This is a genomic window from Marinobacter sp. F4206 (genome assembly GCF_019392195.1).
Classification (GTDB): Bacteria; Pseudomonadota; Gammaproteobacteria; order Pseudomonadales; family Oleiphilaceae; genus Marinobacter.
This window is the reverse complement of the sequence record NZ_JAHXKI010000002.1, coordinates 1,629,881-1,646,667: the sequence shown is the minus strand read 5'-3', so window position 1 is coordinate 1,646,667 and position 16,787 is coordinate 1,629,881. Positions and strand designations below refer to the sequence as shown.

At 58.9% G+C, this 16,787-nt stretch carries 12 protein-coding genes and 2 pseudogenes; 9 read left to right on the top strand and 5 right to left on the bottom strand.

What is annotated here, in order from left to right; translation table 11 throughout:
• Positions 1–43: 43 nt before the first annotated feature.
• The 5 genes and pseudogenes from KZO34_RS09955 to KZO34_RS09940 all read left to right on the top strand — a co-directional run.
• Positions 44–265 (top strand): annotated as a pseudogene (locus KZO34_RS09955) (type II toxin-antitoxin system RelE/ParE family toxin); the annotation flags it as partial.
• 10 nt (positions 266–275) lie between these two features.
• Positions 276–590 (top strand): HigA family addiction module antitoxin, encoded by a 315-nt coding sequence (locus KZO34_RS09950; RefSeq protein WP_219476127.1) that lies wholly within the window; start codon positions 276–278, stop codon positions 588–590.
• A gap of 461 nt (positions 591–1,051) precedes the next feature.
• Positions 1,052–1,948 carry a M23 family metallopeptidase gene (locus KZO34_RS09945; protein WP_219476125.1) on the top strand — a complete coding sequence of 299 codons (897 nt, stop codon included), beginning with the start codon at positions 1,052–1,054 and terminating at the stop codon, positions 1,946–1,948.
• Between the two features lie 18 nt (positions 1,949–1,966).
• Positions 1,967–2,230: pseudogene (locus KZO34_RS18680) on the top strand (DUF2834 domain-containing protein).
• 83 nt (positions 2,231–2,313) lie between these two features.
• Complete coding sequence (locus KZO34_RS09940) at positions 2,314–3,867, top strand: phytoene desaturase family protein (protein ID WP_219476123.1); 1,554 nt, start codon at positions 2,314–2,316, stop codon at positions 3,865–3,867.
• A 95-nt stretch (positions 3,868–3,962) separates the two neighbouring features.
• Here KZO34_RS09940 and KZO34_RS09935 read toward each other — a convergent pair whose 3' ends face one another.
• Positions 3,963–4,295 (bottom strand): DUF3135 domain-containing protein, encoded by a 333-nt coding sequence (locus tag KZO34_RS09935; RefSeq protein ID WP_219476121.1) that lies wholly within the window; start codon positions 4,293–4,295, stop codon positions 3,963–3,965.
• Positions 4,296–4,554: 259 nt separating this feature from the next.
• Between KZO34_RS09935 and KZO34_RS09930 the strand changes: the two genes are divergently transcribed.
• Entirely contained in the window at positions 4,555–6,213 is a 1,659-nt protein-coding gene (locus KZO34_RS09930) for a sulfatase-like hydrolase/transferase (RefSeq protein ID WP_219476119.1), read from the top strand.
• 281 nt (positions 6,214–6,494) lie between these two features.
• Positions 6,495–7,004 carry a methyltransferase family protein gene (locus KZO34_RS09925; RefSeq protein WP_219476118.1) on the top strand — a complete coding sequence of 170 codons (510 nt, stop codon included), beginning with the start codon at positions 6,495–6,497 and terminating at the stop codon, positions 7,002–7,004.
• A 337-nt stretch (positions 7,005–7,341) separates the two neighbouring features.
• Here KZO34_RS09925 and KZO34_RS09920 read toward each other — a convergent pair whose 3' ends face one another.
• A complete protein-coding gene (locus tag KZO34_RS09920; RefSeq protein ID WP_219476113.1) occupies positions 7,342–8,385 on the bottom strand; it encodes a TauD/TfdA dioxygenase family protein in 1,044 nt (347 codons plus the stop codon).
• A gap of 200 nt (positions 8,386–8,585) precedes the next feature.
• Here KZO34_RS09920 and KZO34_RS09915 point away from each other — a divergent pair, with 200 nt between their 5' ends.
• Together KZO34_RS09915 and KZO34_RS09910 are read left to right on the top strand one after the other, a co-directional pair.
• Entirely contained in the window at positions 8,586–11,075 is a 2,490-nt protein-coding gene (locus KZO34_RS09915; RefSeq protein WP_219476111.1) for a galactose oxidase early set domain-containing protein, read from the top strand.
• Complete coding sequence (locus KZO34_RS09910; RefSeq protein ID WP_257900245.1) at positions 11,075–12,106, top strand: hypothetical protein; 1,032 nt, start codon at positions 11,075–11,077, stop codon at positions 12,104–12,106. The genes KZO34_RS09915 and KZO34_RS09910 overlap by 1 nt, the downstream gene beginning before the upstream one ends.
• Before the next feature lie 36 nt (positions 12,107–12,142).
• Here the strand turns inward: KZO34_RS09910 and gtfA are convergent, their stop codons facing one another.
• The 3 genes from gtfA to KZO34_RS09895 form a co-directional block, all read right to left on the bottom strand.
• Positions 12,143–13,585 (bottom strand): sucrose phosphorylase, encoded by a 1,443-nt coding sequence (gene gtfA / locus KZO34_RS09905; protein ID WP_219476106.1) that lies wholly within the window; start codon positions 13,583–13,585, stop codon positions 12,143–12,145.
• 37 nt (positions 13,586–13,622) lie between these two features.
• Positions 13,623–15,896 carry a glucosylglycerol-phosphate synthase gene (ggpS, locus tag KZO34_RS09900; protein ID WP_219476105.1) on the bottom strand — a complete coding sequence of 758 codons (2,274 nt, stop codon included), beginning with the start codon at positions 15,894–15,896 and terminating at the stop codon, positions 13,623–13,625.
• A 267-nt stretch (positions 15,897–16,163) separates the two neighbouring features.
• Complete coding sequence (locus KZO34_RS09895; protein ID WP_219476104.1) at positions 16,164–16,640, bottom strand: NADAR family protein; 477 nt, start codon at positions 16,638–16,640, stop codon at positions 16,164–16,166.
• Between the last annotated feature and the right edge of the window lie 147 nt (positions 16,641–16,787).

The following is a 16,787-nucleotide window of genomic DNA, read 5'->3' as shown; positions in this document are numbered from 1 at the left end:
ATCAAATTCGTTCCGGCCTACGGCCTCCACCGGACGCCGCGTCAGACGCTTCGTCAATTTTGAGCGAGTTGCCTTGAGGAAAATTCGGCAACTTCAGGCTGCAAGCCAGTTGGATGATCTCAAAGTACCGCCCGGAAATATGTTGGAGCCATTGCATGGTGACCGCCAAGGTCAGCACAGCATTCGAATCAACAGGCAGTTCCGGGTTTGCTTCCGCTGGACCAGGGCCGGCGCGGAAGATGTCGAAATTGTTGATTACCATTAGGAGGTAACTCATGCGCAACATTGAAGCTGTAACGCCAGGCGAGTTACTGAAGGAAGAGTTCCTTGAGCCGATGGGTATTTCTCAATACCGCTTGGCTAAAGAGATTGGGGTGCCTGCTCAGAGGATCGGCCAGATTATTGCCGGAAAGCGTGCGATTACCGCAGATACGGACCTGCGACTCTGTCGTTTCTTTGGTTTGTCCAATGGCTACTGGTTGCGAGCTCAGGCAGCCTATGACATTGAGATTGCGGAAGATGCCCTAGAGGATCAACTGAAGAATATTCGTCCGTGGGATGCTGTATCCGAAATCGGGCACAGGGCATAACCAACGGCTGCACAGCGCCAATTTTCCGCCGCTTCGCGGCTCCAAACCGGCGCGTGAGCCGGGCGTTAGAACATGAGGTGGCAAAATAAAAACCTGCCCCTATTGCACAGAAACCTTGCCGTTTTTCAATCTGATTCGTCAGAGGCTGACTCCATCCGAGCAGAAGGCCATTGAGTGCCCTCACTGCAAATCAACTATCTCGGTGCAGGGTGGGGCCAGCATGTGGGCCTCTTTCGGTATTGGCTCTACAGGTGGCTATTTGTTGGGGAAGGTCTTAGGTGGATTTAGTGTTGAGGTCGTGGTGGCTTCTGTATTTTTCGGGCTTCTGATCTTTATTATTTCTTCCTACTTCACAGCGCCCATTCGTCATGGGTAGTAATGGTATAACAAGTGCGGTCAAGGGAAGTTCCTAACTTCGCGCCCCTGCCGCCGGCGTTACGCACCTTTGATCATTTAACGTCATGAGTGGAATTCTTCCCATAGCGTTCGCGGCCTATCCAATCCTTCTTTCGGGAGTGGGTTTCGCCTGGCTCCTCACTTTTCCCTTTCGAAGCTGGGCGAATTGGTTTGTCCGGTTATTGGCTTGTGGAAATATCATCGTCTTCGCGTTTATGACCGGCCCTTGGGCTTTCACAAGTTATTACTTGCGGTATGTTGTGCTCTGGTTATTTGCCGTTGCTGCGGTGTTCTCCTACTTCCGAGCGAGGCGTAATAGCCAGCATTTTTCAGCGGGGGATAACCGACTCCCAATGCCGTCTATCTTGGTTCTTCTTCCGTTTTTGGTGCTGAATGCCTTGGCCATCGGGTCAAATTATCCCGCAGGGAAAACGGCTGAGTTGGCCTTCCCGCTTAGATCAGGAACCTATTACGTGCTTCAAGGCGGGAACAGCCGCATCACAAACCCTTTCCACGCGTTGAGCAACAGCAAGCTTGCGGTGGACATCGTCAAGTTAAACTCACTGGGAAATCGGGCACATGGCATAGGCCCGAGAGGGCTTGGCGCCTACGAAATTTTTGGCGAGAAGCTTTACAGCCCGTGTCGAGGAGTTGTTTTCAAGGTTCGCGCGGATCTACCGGACAATCCTCCAGGACACCCCGATACAGGGCAACCGGAAGGCAACTATGTGGTGCTGAAGTGCGCCGAGGCTGATGTCTTCATGGCCCACTTAAAGCGAGGAAGTATCAAAGTGGCAGAGGGTGAGGTCGTGGCTTTAGGGCAACAGTTGGCTGAGATCGGTAATTCGGGAAATACATCTGAGCCGCATCTCCATATCGATGCAAAAAAGGATGGTGTGGAGCAGGCGATCAGGTTTAACGGGCAGTCGTTGTCGATCAACAGTGTAGTAATAAGAAAATGAAAAACCTACAAAAGCGCCATAAACTCGGGTGTATCAGAGCAGTCGCTTCTGGCCTTCGGTGCCCAGCTGATGTCTAGCCCGGATACCGCTCAGGTTGTCATCGATCTCTACATTCTCGCCACGTTGGCCTGTGTTTGGATGTACTAGGACGCCAAGAGCCGAGGCAAAGGGCTGGGCTATCTCATCCCGTTTTTCGTTCTGACCGCGGTGTTTGTTTCTGCAGGCCCGCTTCTGTATTTGGTGTTGCGGGGTGGAGATGAGCCTGAATCCGAGGCGGTATGAGACGGTAGCTCTGTTGACCTGACATCGGATCAGCGACAGCTATAATCATCCAGTACACGGATGAGAAGAGGAGATGTCGTCGAATGGCAGCTACATCTTCAGCAAGCGAGTTCGACGTCATTGTCATTGGGTCCGGTATGGGCGGCATGACGACGGCCGCGGCACTTTCCCGGTTGGATCATAAAGTCCTGCTACTCGAGCAAGCCCAGACGATTGGCGGGCTCACCCACACGTTTTCTCGCGATGGTTTCACCTGGGATGTCGGCCTTCATTACTGCGGCACGTTCGGGCATGACCAGCTTGCGGGCCGCATCGTGGACTGGCTCAGCGGTGGCACCATCGAGTTCCGCTCGGTTGGCACCGTCTATGACACGCTGCACTTCCCGGATGGCTTCGAAATTTCCGTGGGGCGCCCGGCTGAAGCCTACAAGATGGAGCTGAAAGACCGTTTCCCCGATAACGCTGCCGAAATAGACGCCTACTTCGAGGCGTTGCTGTCGGCTGAGGAAGCCGGGCACATGGTGGGTGTCGAGCGAGCAATGCCGGAGCCGTTCCGTTCCGCCCATCACTGGTGGAACAAGCGGAAGATTCAGCGCTGGTGCGGGCGTACAACGGGTGAGGTCATCGCGGAACTGATCAGCAATCCGAAGCTTGCCACTGTGCTGTCGGCGCAGTGGGGCACCTACGGCGGCAAACCGAAAGAAGCGAGTTTCGCCATTCACGCCACGATCATGGGGCACTATCTTGAAGGCGCTGGCTATCCCGTCGGGGGGGCCGCCGCCATCGCCAGGGGACTTGTCCCGGTGATTGACGCGGCCGGCGGCGCCGCCAGGGCTGGAACACCGGTTGATGGGATCGTGCTGGATGATGGCAGAGCCGTCGGTGTGCGCACCAAGTCCGGGGAAGAATTCCACGCGCCCTTCATCGTCTCGGCGATTGGCGCCGGTGAAACCGTGAAGCGCCTGCTCCCGGAGGACATTCGCCAACAGCACTGGGCTCGCGAAATCGCCACTTTCAAGCCGTCGATCTGCCACTTCGATCTCTTTCTCGGCTTCGAGGGAGACATCGCCCAACACGGCGCGACCCGCTCGAACCATTGGTTTTACGAAAGCTGGGACACCAATGATGCGATCTGGGCCGCGGCAGACGGCGAGCCAATTCCGATGATGTTTGTGTCGTTTTCGTCTCTGAAGGATCCCGCGCACGATCCGGGTCCGACGAACAAGCACACGGGGGATATGCTGCTTTGGGCCGACTGGTCGTCGGTGGCTGAATTCGCGGATGGCGGTGCGGAGGAACGTGCCGATGAGTGGGCATCGTTCAAGCAGAGTATCGAATCCAGGATGCTGGAGTTCTTCAAGACGAAGTTCCCGGATCTGGCACCGCTGATCGTCTACCATGAACTGGGCACACCACTGGCCACTGCATCATTTACCGGCCACGAAAAGGGCGGGTTCTATGGCGTGGAAACGACCCCGCGCCGCATGTTGTCAGACGCACTCAACGCCCGCACGCCTGTTCCCGGTCTGTTCCTGGCAGGTCAGGATGTAATGTGCCCGGGCATCGCTGGTGCTCTCTCGGGCGGCATGTTTGGCGCTGGGGCGATTGATCCGCATGTTTTCCGGAAGCTCAGATAGGCAGTGCGAAATTGCATCTTGCCCCTCGGCAAAGGGGCACACCGACATACTCAGGCCCGGCTTTGCGGCCCCCGGGATACCCTGGCGTTACACCATTAATCCACAGAGGGTCGCGGTGGTTTAAGGTGCAGGACTCGCGCGCTGGCCTGCCCCCGTGGCGCACAGGGGCGCTGCTGATCCAGCAGGGCTTGTTGCAGACCGAGCAATGACTCGTACATCATCGCCTGAATATCCAACAATGCCTTCATCGGACTGCCGGCTACCCGGCGTCGGGCCTCGATCACAAACTGCAGGCCCCGCAGTCGGCGTTGATTGCACTCCGAACTCCGGCGAATACAGTCTTCAATCGCTTCCGCGCGTAAAACCTCGAAGCCTGCCGGATCACGCTGAGCCAGATCCTTGAGCTCGTCGAACGTGGGCATATCCATAACTTGCCTCCTTTCCTGGATTCAAGTAACAAGTACTGCACCACTCCTTTTCAAAGCCCCTGTAACCCGCGTTCGACTGTCCGGAAACGAAACGTTAACCCCTCGCAGAAAAAAAGCCGGGACACTTTCAGTAAAGTCCCGGCGGGGGCCGGAATCAAGCTTTTGGTCTACCGGGATCAATTCCTCGGCGCCTTGAAGACGCTATGATGGGTGCCGGGTCTTTGGCCTGTTGTTGCCGGACCGGCGGGGCGGGAAATCTATGGCAGATCACAGTGTGGGAAAGGCTATTGGTCTCGGGGCGGTTTCGGTTCTTCTGGTGGCAGAATTCGGAATGTTCTCCGACTTTTTGTATCCGTTTCGGCTGCTGTGGCGTCAGGGTCAGATCACGGAACTTCTCCTGTCCGTGATGGTGTTGCTCTGGAGCGTGGCAGGTGTATTCCTGGTGTTTTTCAGTGGCCGCAGTCTTTTTCGAACCATAACCCTGCCGTTTTTTGTCTTCTTCTTTCTTTCCAATATTGGCTCCGTTCTTGTCTCAAAAGCGCCAATCGATTTCCAGCAGGCCGATCTGATCGTGAGTTATTTTCAGTGGTGGGCCGGGGCAGTGGTTGAGAATATTGGCCTGGCAGTGCTGCCGCTTTTTATCATTCTTGTGCCGCTTATTATTCTCATCGAACGTCTGCCGCGCCTCCTGAAATTCACTATCCCCGGGAAGTTCTACGCCGTTCCTGTCAGCGTCGTCCTGCTTGTCTACATTGTTCTGCTAACCAGCGATGGCATTTTTGATCGGTATCCTTCGTTTTTCAGGGTGCCGGCTCTGCTCATGTTTGCCGGCCAAAGTGACCTATATGAGGGCGAGAGGTTGGAGGTTAGCTACGCGGGGCCGTTGGACTCATCGGTCGAGAAAATCGTTCTGATTGTGGATGAAAGCATCCGCGCGGACATTCTGGGCATCAACGGATACAAGAGGGAAACCACCCCCTACCTCAGCTCACTGGATTCTGGTCTGGTGAATTTTGGGTTGGCCGCGTCATCGTCAAACTGCAGTGATTATTCCAATCTCATCCTCAGGACAGGGATTAGAAAAGAGGCGATCCCGGACCAGGATCAGACAAGCTTGAAGACCCCCTCGATCTGGCAATTCACCCGCAGGGCGGGGTATTCCAATGTGTACCTGGATGCTCAGAATGCAGAGGCCTGGGCGAACTACCAGAACTTCATGAACGACCATGAGGCGACCTTCATCGACGAACTGCTAAGGCTTCGCCAGAACCTTACCTATGAGAGCGACGGTATTGCCCGGGACACGTTGATAGATCTGCTCGAGCAGTCGGGTAAGACCTTCATCATGCTCAATAAGCATGGCATTCACTTTCCGTACTTCAGGAGCTATCCCGAGGCGTCCACCATTTTCACCCCGGCTCTTGAGCCAGGCGAGCCAATGAACGACAGAGAAAAATCCCTGAACTCCTATTTGAATGGGCTACGTTGGAGCGTCGATGACTGGTTTAAGGGCCTGTTATCCGAAAGCGCCGAATTCAGGAAGTACGTCATTATCTATACCAGCGATCATGGCCAAAACATCGTCGATGACGGGACGTTGGCCACCCACTGCCGGCCGAGAGCGAATCGCTTTGAGGGCATTGTGCCGATGATGGTTTTTTCCAATGACCCGGGAACCCTTGCAAGGTTCAGGTCGGCTCAATCGACGGGTAATGACCGAACCAGCCATTTTCAGGTATTCCCGACGCTGCTTAATCTGGCCGGCTACAATGAATCCTGGGTAAGTAGCCATTACGGCGCCTCTCTGAGCGAGCCGTCCGGTGCCCTGCCGGAGTTTTTTGTGGGAGACGCCTTTGGCCGCGGATCGGTCAGACGATGGCACCCGATATTTCCGGCAGAGAATGATGGTGGTCAGTGACCAAGAATCTATTCCCATTGTTCCGGGCTCGCCCCTTTTAACCGAGGTCTCGTGATTTTGGGGTCATCGATATGTCGTCGGATGCGCAGCATTCAAAGGTAGCTCAGGCAGCGTCCCCTCATCAGTGGGGCAGGTTGGTGGTGCTTTATCTGTTGATACCACTTGTCCTCCTGGTGTGCGGAGGGGATCTTGGTTGGTGGCAGGGGTGGGGCTATTCCCTGCTGATATTTGTCGTCGGCCTCGGCGGGCACATTTGGGCGGAAAGGCGGCATCCGGGATTGATGGCCGAACGACAAAATATGGAGAAGGCCCAAAGCGCCAAAGCCTGGGACAAAGTACTTGCACCGTTGATGGCTCTGAGCGTGAGTTTCCCGCTGGTTATTGTGTCGGGGCTGGATCATCGCTATGGCTGGTCACCGGAATTTCCGTTGGGGCTCATTGTGCTCGGCTTCCTCCTGACCACTCTCGGATACGCGTTTGCTACGTGGGCATTGATAGAGAACCGATTTTTCTCAAGCGTTGTGCGCATTCAGTTGGATCGAGGGCATGTGGTGTGTGACAGCGGCCCCTACAGGATTGTTCGGCATCCGGGCTATGCCGGAAATATTGTGGCATTGGTGGGCATCGTGCTGGCCCTGAGCTCAATGTGGACACTGATTCCGGCGGCGGTGGCGCTGATCATTGCGGTGGTCAGAACGGTGCTGGAGGACCAGACTCTGCAGGAGGAATTGCCGGGGTATCGCGACTATGCGCGACGCGTGCGCTACCGGTTGATGCCGGGTGTTTACTGACATTATGTTCCAGGAAGAAATACACTCTGCAGGGCAGGTTTCCCATGAAAAATAACAATCCCATCGTCAGGCTGTATTCGCGATCGCGCCAATCTTGATGCCTTGGGCATGAAGGCGATTTCCATGGTCGACTGTGCGGGGCGCGATGAAGAATGGGATTACAGGGTCCACCTGGGAGTTGAGCAGTCCTTCGAGAACTATGGCCAGTAAATGGTTCAGCAGTGCCTGAACCGTGGCTACGAGGTGGTCGGTTTGAATATGAACGTTTCAGTTCGTGGCCGTTTCGAATTCCTCGGTGGTGGGTTGGCCCGCCGCGTTAGGCGGGCACGCTCGTTGCTCAGTTCTGCAGCCGTATATCATCCTTCCAACGGAATCCCACACCCCCGGCCTGCCAAACGCCATCCTTGTTGAAGGGATGGGGGCCGGACATGTTGATGTAGGTGGGCAGGCCGAAGTGAGGCGACAACTCCCGTGGTGACTTGATCGTGACACGATCCATGATTCTCAACCCTTGCTCTTGAGCCGGCATATGGGCCTCAGGCGCGGCTCTGTGGGCGACGGCCCAGTTATCGATGAAGAGCAGATCGCCGTGGTCATAGTGGTAACGGATACCATAGCCACGCTCGAACGACTCGTTCATCAGGTCGTTGTAGTCGTTGAACAGTTCCTTCATTTCGGCTTCGTTCAGTAGCCGGAACTTGTCGGCGGTCGCCGGCGCCTTCTGCAGATCCTCGATAGAGAGACCCTCCTCCGGTAACCGCTCCAGAACCGCCCCGGTCATGCCCAGGTGCAGCCACACGCTTTTTCGGCCGGAAACGGGATGGGTATGGACCACGGGATGCGTCACGCTTGAGGCCGAGTTAACGGAGACCAGGCGTTGCCAGAACGCCTGCTTTTCCTCCGGCAGCGCGTCAAAGGCCGCGCCCTGATGAGCGAAGTGGGTGCCGCCGCCCCGCTCTGGCGCCCGGGCCATGTAGTAGGCCGAATGGGAGAAGGTTGCGGCTTCGAAGCTGCCATCGTTGTGCCACTGGGGGCCGACCCCGAGGATGCCGTAGCGGGCGTCGTTGGAACAACGGAAGATGTGCCGGTTTCGTCCCGGCGTCGCGGGATGGACTCCGTGGGTGGAGTGGATTTCGTGAGCCCCCCACCATTTGCTGGCGTTGATCAGTTCATCGGGTGAGAGGTCGGTCTGATGCTTGAAGACGATGAAGCCCCGGTTCGCCATTTCGACTTCCAGAGCCTCAATGACGGGCTTGGGTAGTTCGGAACGAACATCGGCGCCGTAGACCTCAACGCCCAGGGGTTCCAGCTGTTTGAGCGTTAAACCGTGACTCTCGATCAGGGCAACGCGGTCGGGGTCGAGCGGAGGCAGGTATCCCATAAGTCTGTCTCACCTTTTCGGTGGATGTACGGACAGCCTAACGCAGTGTGTTTTACAGACAAGGGGGGTCGAAAATTCAGCTGCAACTTTCTCTGAACCCGGGGCGTACTCCCTGTGGCCGCTCTGTTTCTTGACCGGGCGGAAAATACAATAACAAGGCAGGACCGCACTTGCGGCGGTGCCTGCCAGGAGAGAGTTACATGCGTATAGAAAAACGCTACACGCGAGTATCTTTAGTGTCGGCGATGGCACTGGCCATCGCGGGGATAACGCCGGCGCACGCTGGCCTACTCAGTGGGCTGACCGGTGGCGACGGCGAAAGTGCTGGCGATGGCTATCCTTCTTCAGTCTCGGGCGAGGTAGGCTTCTTCAGTGAGCCCTTTGCCGAACCTACCATTCAGGTGGATGGCGATCAGGTTGCGACCGGCGACCGCTGCATCGTGGACGCCGACGGCTCCCTTCAATGCAAGCCGGCGGCCGGCACCGTTGCCGTGTTGGGTGATGGCCGCTTCCTCTACCTGAATGCGCTGGAAGGCACCGAAAACGCGGAACTTGCAGTCATTGCCCAGTTCGGTGAGATCTCGGTGAACGATCAGTCGCGGGTCATGAGGTTGGACGAGAATGACCTGCCGACCTGGGTCAAACCCTCTCCGCTCGACGGCGGCGCCAATCCTGACGGCAACGACAGCACCACGCTGACCGACGGTCTGCTCGATACGTCGAATAACACCGACCTCAACGACGGGGCGTTATTCTGTGCCGACGTTGTCTTTCTTGCCGACGGCCGGATGATGGCGGTCGGCGGCACCGACTATTATTCCGAGCCCGGTATCGATGGCCTGCCGGTGGGCGTTGTGGAGCTGGAGGGCCTGAAGGCTTCACGCATCTTCGATCCGGAGACCAACACCTGGAGCCAGAGCGGTGACATGGAGTACGGCCGCTGGTACCCCAGTCTGGTGAGCCTGGCCAACAGCGACGTATTTGTGGCCAGCGGGGTGACCAAGCTGCTGAAGCCGGTGTACCCGGAGGATCCGATACAGTCCGGCCGCAACGTGGTACAGACCGAAACCTACGACATCGACAATGGCCGCTGGACCAATAACGGCCTGGAGGCGCAGCGCTCGCTGCCGTTGTTCCCGCGCATGCACCTGCTGCCCAACGGCCACGTGTTCTACAATGCCGGTGGCCAGGCGTTCAATCCCTTCGGCCAGGCCTATGACCAGGCGCTGTGGAACATCGTCGGCACCTACAATCCTGAAACCAGGCAGTGGACCGATCTGGGCTACGCCGGCCTGCCGCTGAGGCTCAACGACGTGGGCCTGGAAGCGCTGAGCACCACCCTCAATCCGACCAATATGAGCTCGGACCAGGTACAAAGTCTCCTGGGCGATCTGGTGGGGCAGACCCTGGACAATCCGACGGCCGCCATCGGCCAGTTGCTCGATCTTCCGCTAGACGATCGCTCGGTAGAGCGGGCCATTGGTTCAGGCATGCGCGGCTCGACCTTCTCGATTCAACTGCCATTGCGCCCCGATAGCAACGGCGGTTATCACACGTCCGAGTTCCTGACCGCGGGCGGCGTACCGACTTATGTCGCGGCCGGCAGCCCGGGCGGTTATCTGCCGGTCTCCTCGTCGCGGATCGACACCGTGACCACCAATGGCGACGACATGGCTTACGAGTCGCGTCTGACCGGTTCGCTCAACCAGCCGCGCTGGTATGGTTCGGGCGTGATGATGCCCGACAACAGCGTTATGGTTTTCTCCGGCGGCACCCGGGACGGTGTGGTGGCGACCGGGCTGGAGGGCGCGATCATCCAGGCCGAGCGTTTTGATCTTGAAACCGAAACCTGGAAGCCGATGGCCTCGGCAAATCGTGAGCGCACCTACCACAACACCGCCGTGCTGATGCCGGACGGACGGGTTCTGGTGGGCGGCCACTCGCCGATCAACACCGCCTATCTGTCGTTCGTCAACCTGGATGAGCTGGGGTTTGCGGATTACGCGGGGCGTGACCCATCCTTCGAGATCTACACGCCTCCCTACGCGACCCGTGACAATCGCCCGACGATCGAAAAGGCTCCGGTGGCCCTGCTCACCAATGGTGGTGAGTTCGATATCCGTACCGACCGGTCGGACATTGACCAGGTCATGCTGATTCGCCGCAAGGCAACCACCCATCTGGTCGACGGCGACCAGCGTACCGTCGTGCTGCCGATCATTGATCGCAACAATGACAAGGTAACGGTCAAGATGACCAGCAACCGCGCGGTTCTGCCGGCCGGTCAGTACATGCTGTTTGTCAGCCACGAGGCAGACGACGGCATGCGTGTACCGTCAGAGTCCACGCCCGTGAGCGTGCTCGCCGATCCCGGCCAACCGTCTGGCCCCCTGGTGCAGCAGATCGAAGCGGCGCCAGCAGACGAAGGTAGCGACGATGGATTGATCGGTGGACTGCTGAGCAGTGGCGACAATGGCGGTTCACTGCTGGATCCGCTTTTCGATCTGAGCTCGGGCGGTATCAGCGCCGTACCCACGCTCGGCCAGCTTGAGGACGGCACCCCGCAGCTGTTGAATGAAGCCGGCGTTGCAGTCGAAGGCGGTGCCTCGGTGTTCAAGCAAACCGTGGATGGCGTGCCAGTCGCGTTGCAGGGTCTGGTTATCGACTTCACCACACTGGCCGGCAACTAATGATGCGCCGCTCCAATCACAGCCTCCCCCTTCGGGGGGGGCTTTTTGTCGCGTTCATCAGCGCCAATCTGCTTTGTGCGGCGGCCGCCCACGGCCACGGCGGTGGCTCGGATGAGGAAAAGGGCACCGTGCGGGCGGTGCTCGACCCTCTGCCGCCGGAACTGTCGTCACTGCGGGTGCAGCTCCGCAAGACCCTGGCACCCCAGCTGCTGGTTGCTAATCCCACGGGCAAGCCGTTGACCGTCGAGGACGAGAGTGGCCGGAATTTCCTGCGCATTGGTCCGGACCATACCAAGGGGGATCTGGGCACAGCGGCGTTCCACCGCACCAACACCCTGATGGCGCCCGGTGCGATTCCGGCGGATGCCTCCGGCGATTCACGCTGGACGGTGGTTGAAGCCACACCGAACTGGGGCTGGTTCGACCTGAGGCTGCGTACGGACGGGATCGATCTGCCCCATCAGGTGGTTGATGCCGGTGAGCGCGCACCCGTTGGCCAATGGTCGGTGCCGGTGCGACTGGGCGACACCGAAAGTGCGATTTCCGGTCGCTTCGAGTATGTGCCCACTGCGACCGGCATCTTCGAGGCACAGGTGATGGATGTCGGTGCCCTGTCAGGTCAGGCGTTGGTGCGCGCCATGCCCGGCAGTGCCCGACCGGGGCTTTTTCTGTCGTACCGTGGCGATGCGCCTCTGACGCTGATGGGCGAGCAAGGCGAGCCCTTCCTGCGTTTCTCGCCACAAGGCGTCGAAGCCAACCGTCACAGTCCGACCTGGGCCAGGGCCGCGCCTGCTGGTTCGCCCTCGTTCGTCGAAACCAGTGGCGAGGCCGACGCGCGCTGGGCCCGGATCTCGGAGGGTCGAAGTTATGGCTGGATCGATCCTCGGACAGCGTATGCCGACACGGTTGAGGATCCAACGCGTCCCGGCGTGGTCAAGGACTGGCGGATTCCCATACGCATCGGCGATGAGAGCAGCCGCATCGAGGGGGTAACCGAGTGGTTCCCGGTCGATCAGGTTGCCGGCAAATGATCACGGTAGCGACAGAGGGCGGGCGCTGGCCCGCCCCTAACAAACAAGGCGCTTCGTCTCCCCGTTGCCCACGTCGACGTATTCAATCTTCACGGTCTTGAAGTTCAGGTCCACGAACAGGTGGCAGTAATAGTCGCCATGGCGCCAGGCCATGGCGACGCTGGAGTTGTTGGAGTAGTTCAACTCAAAATGGCCATCAAAGGCCGGGTAGTTGCTGCGGAAGGTCATCAGGCTCAGCAGGCGTTGCACTACCGGCTTCTGCATGTCCTGGTCCACTTCCTCCAGGCTGTAGTAGTGCCGGTTGATGTCCCGAAGCTCGCCGGTCTGTTCCATCAGTTCCTGGTCGTTGCAGCCGGCCAGCAGCCCCACGTAATACACCTGCGGGATGCCGGGGGTGAAGAACTGGATGGCCCGGGCGGCAATGTAGGCGTCGTCATTCTGCATCAGGGCGTCGTAGAAGGTGCAGGTGAGCTGGTAAATGGCCCCCACGCTGTGGATGTTGGCGGCCGAGCGGCGCATGATCGGGTCGGCGCTGCGGGCGTCGATGTTGTCGATCAGGACCTTGATCTTCTCGTCCGGCAGCACCCCCTCCACATCCGGTATGCAGATGCCATCGTGGGTATCCAGCACCGTCACCATGTTGCGCGGGCACATGCGCAGCCAGTTCTTCAGGTACACACTGTTGGCGTCCAGCAGCGAGTAAAGCAGGAGCGGCGGCAGGGCAAAGCCGTAGGGGTGCATGTTGCGCCGGCCGATGGCGTACTGGTAACTGGTGTGGTCGTGCACCTCCGGCAGGCACTCGGCGCCGTGTTTCAGGGCTACTTCGTTGATCCAGTCGAGGATCCGGTACACCTCGGGCTCGACCAGGAAACAACTGGTGCCGATGCGCTTGGTGGTGTAGCCGAAGGCGTCCAGCCGGAGCAGGTTCACACCCTTGGAGGTGAGAAAGCCGATGTAGCTTTCCATCAGGGTGTAGGCCAGGTCGGCGTCGTAATTCAGGTCAATCTGCTGTTCCGTGAAGGTGCACCATACCCGGGTTTGGGTGCCATCGGCGAGGGTGACTTCCCGGAAGGGTTCCTTCTCCTTTCGGATGTGGATTCGGGCCAGGTCGTCCGGAGAGATCTCGCCGAATTTGTCCACGTGCACAAACAGCTCCGCGTACTCGGAATCGAAGCCCTTGGCGATAAAATCCCGGAACTCGGGGGACTCGTCGGAAATGTGGTTCACGGTCAGGTCCACGCACAGGTCGTACTTCTGCGTGAACGCTTCGATGTCGTCCCAGGTGCCGAAGGCCGGGTCCACCTCCTTGTGGGTCAGCGGCGAGAAACCGCCGTCGGCGTTGGACGGGAAAAAGGGCAGGATGTGCAGCCCGCCGATCGCCTCCGGGAGGTATTTCTCCACCACGGTGTGGAGGTCTTTCAGATCCTTGCCAATCCGGTCCGGATAGCAGATCAGCTGCACTTTATTTTTGAGCAGCATGGTTTGGCTCCTGGGCTGTGTATTCCGGGGTGGTTGATCAGGCCGCGCTCTGGCCCAGCGGAACGACTTTCTTCAGCTTGCTGATGCGTCGCTGTTCCACCGCGTCGATAAATTCCTGGCCCCAGTATTCGATATCGTAGCGGCACACCGCCTCGAAGGCCTCGCTCAACCGGTTCCTGGCTTCGCCCGGACTCATGGCCAGGGCGTAGTAGCAGGTATCCGCCAGGTCCTGGGGGTGGTGGGGGTTGGCCAGAATGGCCCCGCGGAGCTCGGCCGCGGCCCCGGCAAACTCGGAGAGCACCAGCACGCCGCAGCCCTTGGTGAGCCCCTGGGTGGCGATGTATTCCTTGGCCACCAGGTTCAGGCCGTCCCGCAGCGGGGTAATCCACATCACATCCGCCATGGTGTAATAGGCCACCAGTTCCTCGAACGGCAGGGCCCGGAAGAAGAACTGCACCGGGGTCCAGCCCACCTGGGCAAATTGGCCATTGATGCGGCCCACGGTCTGTTCGATCTGGGACAGCAGTTCCTCGTATATGGTCATCCCCTTGGCAGCGGGTACGCACACCATCATCAGGGTGACTTTGGTCGCCAGTTCGGGGTGCTCGGTGAGCATTCGCTCGTACGCATGCAGCTTTTCCAGGATGCCCTTGGTGAAATCGAGCCGTTCCACGGACAGGATCAGCCGGATATCGGTCAACTCCTCCCGGAGGGTCTCCATGCGGGCCTGGACGTCGGCATCGGCCAACGCGTTGCGAACCCGGCTCAAGTCAAGCCCGACCGGATGGGCCCCGAGGCCGATCTTGCGGTCGTTCACGGTAATCTCGACGCTCATCTCGTCCAGGCCCACGGCACAGCCGTAGGTCAAGAAGCGTGGCGCACAGCCTGCCTTCTCCGTGACCTCCAGTGGCGTGACGCCCCGAGCCACATCGACGAAGTTCTCGGCCTGCCGGGGAATATGGAACCCGATGTGGTCGCACTGCAGCAGGCTGCCGATGATTTCCCGACGCCAGGGCAGCACGTTGAAGACATCGGCAGACGGGAAGTAGGTGTGGTGGAAAAAGGCGATGGTCACGTCCGGGCGCAGTTCGCGCAGGAAGGCGGGCACCATCCACAGATTGTAATCGTGAATCCAGACCACGGCGTTTTGCGCGGCCTCCTCGGCGGTGCGTTCGGCAAAGAGCTTGTTGACCTTGAGGAAGACCTGCCAGTGATCGTCCCGGAAGGTGGCCCGTTCCCAGAAGGTGTGCAGGGTGGGCCAGAAGGCCTCCTTGGAAAACCGTTTGTAGAAGATGTCGACGTCTTCCGCGGTCAACGGCACCCGGGCGGCCACCAGTTTTTCGTAGCGGCCGGTGTCCACTTCGGTGTGGGTCTGGAATGGACCGAGGTCCGGATCGTCAATGGACCAGGCGACCCAGGAGCCTGCCTTGCCCCCGGCGAAGAAGCTCAGCAGCGTGGGGATGATGCCGTTTGGCGATCTCGGCCGGCGCCGGATCAGTTCGCCATTCTCGACCACCTCTTCATAGGGCAGCCGATGGTAAACAATGACCAGGTCCGATTTGCCCGCGCGCATGGTGTCCGGGATCTCGGCATCAATCCCCGCATGACCCAGGAAACCGAAATGTTCGAAGGCCTCGAGTATGCCGCCACAGCCGGTGGCATCCGCGTGGAACACCCGTGCCTGATGCTCGGTGGCCTCCAGCAGGCCGCTTTCGGAGTCACCGACACACACGCCTTTGAAACTCTGTTCGTACATCGACAGATCGTTAAGGGTGTCGCCGGCGACCAGAACCGTTTCCGGATCGGCACCCAGATGCTCGACCAGCCGGCTCAGAGTGCTGCCCTTGTTGACGCCCTTGGGCAGGATGTCGAGGTACTTGCCCCCGGAGAACAGCACATCGCAGGACAGGGTTTCCGCATGGGCACGAAGCTCGTCGCTCGCTGCGGTGCTGTCGCAGAAGTAGGACACGCGCCGTTCCTGGGGCACCTCCTGACGCTGCAGGCCCTCGAAGGGCGCCAGGGCCGCTTCGACCAGCTGTTCACCGGGCCATAGCTCGTCGATTTCGCCCTGTACCGGCTGTATTGCCTGTTGGGAGTCGCCGCGCACCACGGTGCAGCCAACGTCGCAGATGATGTAATCGGGTTCCGGAATGGTCGGGTCAGAGAGCAAGGGCAATACCGATTCCAGCCCCCGACCGGTCACAAAGACCAGCTGAATTTCCGGGTGGGCCGCGATCAGCTGGTAGAGCCTGAGGCGATTTTCCGGATCGCCGGCGAGAAAGGTACCGTCCAGATCGGTGGCGAGCAGCATAATAGTGCACTCCTGTCTGAGTATTTCCGTTAGTCCTGAACCTGAGGACCCTGACAGTCGTACTTGCAGGTTTTGTACCGGGCTTTGGCCTGCGGGTGCGGTTGTTGTGCACAAATTGTGCAAATAATGTCTTAAAAACAATGAAGTGTGACGCGCTCGGGATGAGCCAATCGTCGTTGATAAAATGGGCGCGGTGGCGCCAGAACAGTGCAGCCGAATGCCTGATGCGTTATTTCGGGGCCATTGAAGTGCTGGCCCCAGCGTCAGCTACGCCCCAGCCTGTTCTTCCCGGAGCTTGGCTCGAACGTTCATCAGCACCCGGCCGTAGCGGTTCTCTCCCCGCCGGTCCCGACCCCAGCCCCAGAAATAGTCAAAGTTGCTGTTCTCCACGATCTTCTGGTCGCCGGTTGCCAGCAGGGCCTCGGCCAGTTCGGTGTGGGTGCGGCTGCGCATGTAGACGCCGCGGGTCATAATGGTTTCACGTACCTGCTTCCAGTCGCGCCGGAAGCTTTTGTGGCGTTTGCGGCCGATTTTCCGGGCCTGCTCCGGAGTGGCGGCGGTCCTGACCTGTTCCTGCCGATCCTCGTCGGTGAACTTCATGCCCTGGAAGTAATGTTCCACGGTGGGCCATGCCTTGCCTTCCAGTTGAAAACCGAAAGGGGCATAGGTTCCAAAGGGGCTCTCGGGATCGGTCCGCGAGGTCATCAGATCATTCTCGCCATCGTCTGCGGGAAAAAGGGACATAGCTGCTGCCGCTGTAGGAAGTGAGCCGACAGTTTAACCAAAGCCACGGTTCAGTTCATGCCATGCCGGCTCTGCCGCTGGAAACAGAAGGAGAGGGAAGAGAGTTTCTGAACTATTATCCAGTGAACCCGATGGTCTTTTAATCAG

Bases quoted from the DNA above. Each gene is read 5' to 3' on its own strand.
- KZO34_RS09950 (WP_219476127.1), top strand. From the start codon at position 276: ATGCGCAACATTGAAGCTGTAACGCCAGGCGAGTTACTGAAGGAAGAG.
- KZO34_RS09945 (WP_219476125.1), top strand. From the start codon at position 1,052: ATGAGTGGAATTCTTCCCATAGCGTTCGCGGCCTATCCAATCCTTCTT.
- KZO34_RS09940 (WP_219476123.1), top strand. From the start codon at position 2,314: ATGGCAGCTACATCTTCAGCAAGCGAGTTCGACGTCATTGTCATTGGG.
- KZO34_RS09935 (WP_219476121.1), bottom strand. From the start codon at position 4,295: ATGGATATGCCCACGTTCGACGAGCTCAAGGATCTGGCTCAGCGTGAT.
- KZO34_RS09930 (WP_219476119.1), top strand. From the start codon at position 4,555: ATGGCAGATCACAGTGTGGGAAAGGCTATTGGTCTCGGGGCGGTTTCG.
- KZO34_RS09925 (WP_219476118.1), top strand. From the start codon at position 6,495: ATGGCCGAACGACAAAATATGGAGAAGGCCCAAAGCGCCAAAGCCTGG.
- KZO34_RS09920 (WP_219476113.1), bottom strand. From the start codon at position 8,385: ATGGGATACCTGCCTCCGCTCGACCCCGACCGCGTTGCCCTGATCGAG.
- KZO34_RS09915 (WP_219476111.1), top strand. From the start codon at position 8,586: ATGCGTATAGAAAAACGCTACACGCGAGTATCTTTAGTGTCGGCGATG.
- KZO34_RS09910 (WP_257900245.1), top strand. From the start codon at position 11,075: ATGATGCGCCGCTCCAATCACAGCCTCCCCCTTCGGGGGGGGCTTTTT.
- gtfA (WP_219476106.1), bottom strand. From the start codon at position 13,585: ATGCTGCTCAAAAATAAAGTGCAGCTGATCTGCTATCCGGACCGGATT.
- ggpS (WP_219476105.1), bottom strand. From the start codon at position 15,896: ATGCTGCTCGCCACCGATCTGGACGGTACCTTTCTCGCCGGCGATCCG.
- KZO34_RS09895 (WP_219476104.1), bottom strand. From the start codon at position 16,640: ATGTCCCTTTTTCCCGCAGACGATGGCGAGAATGATCTGATGACCTCG.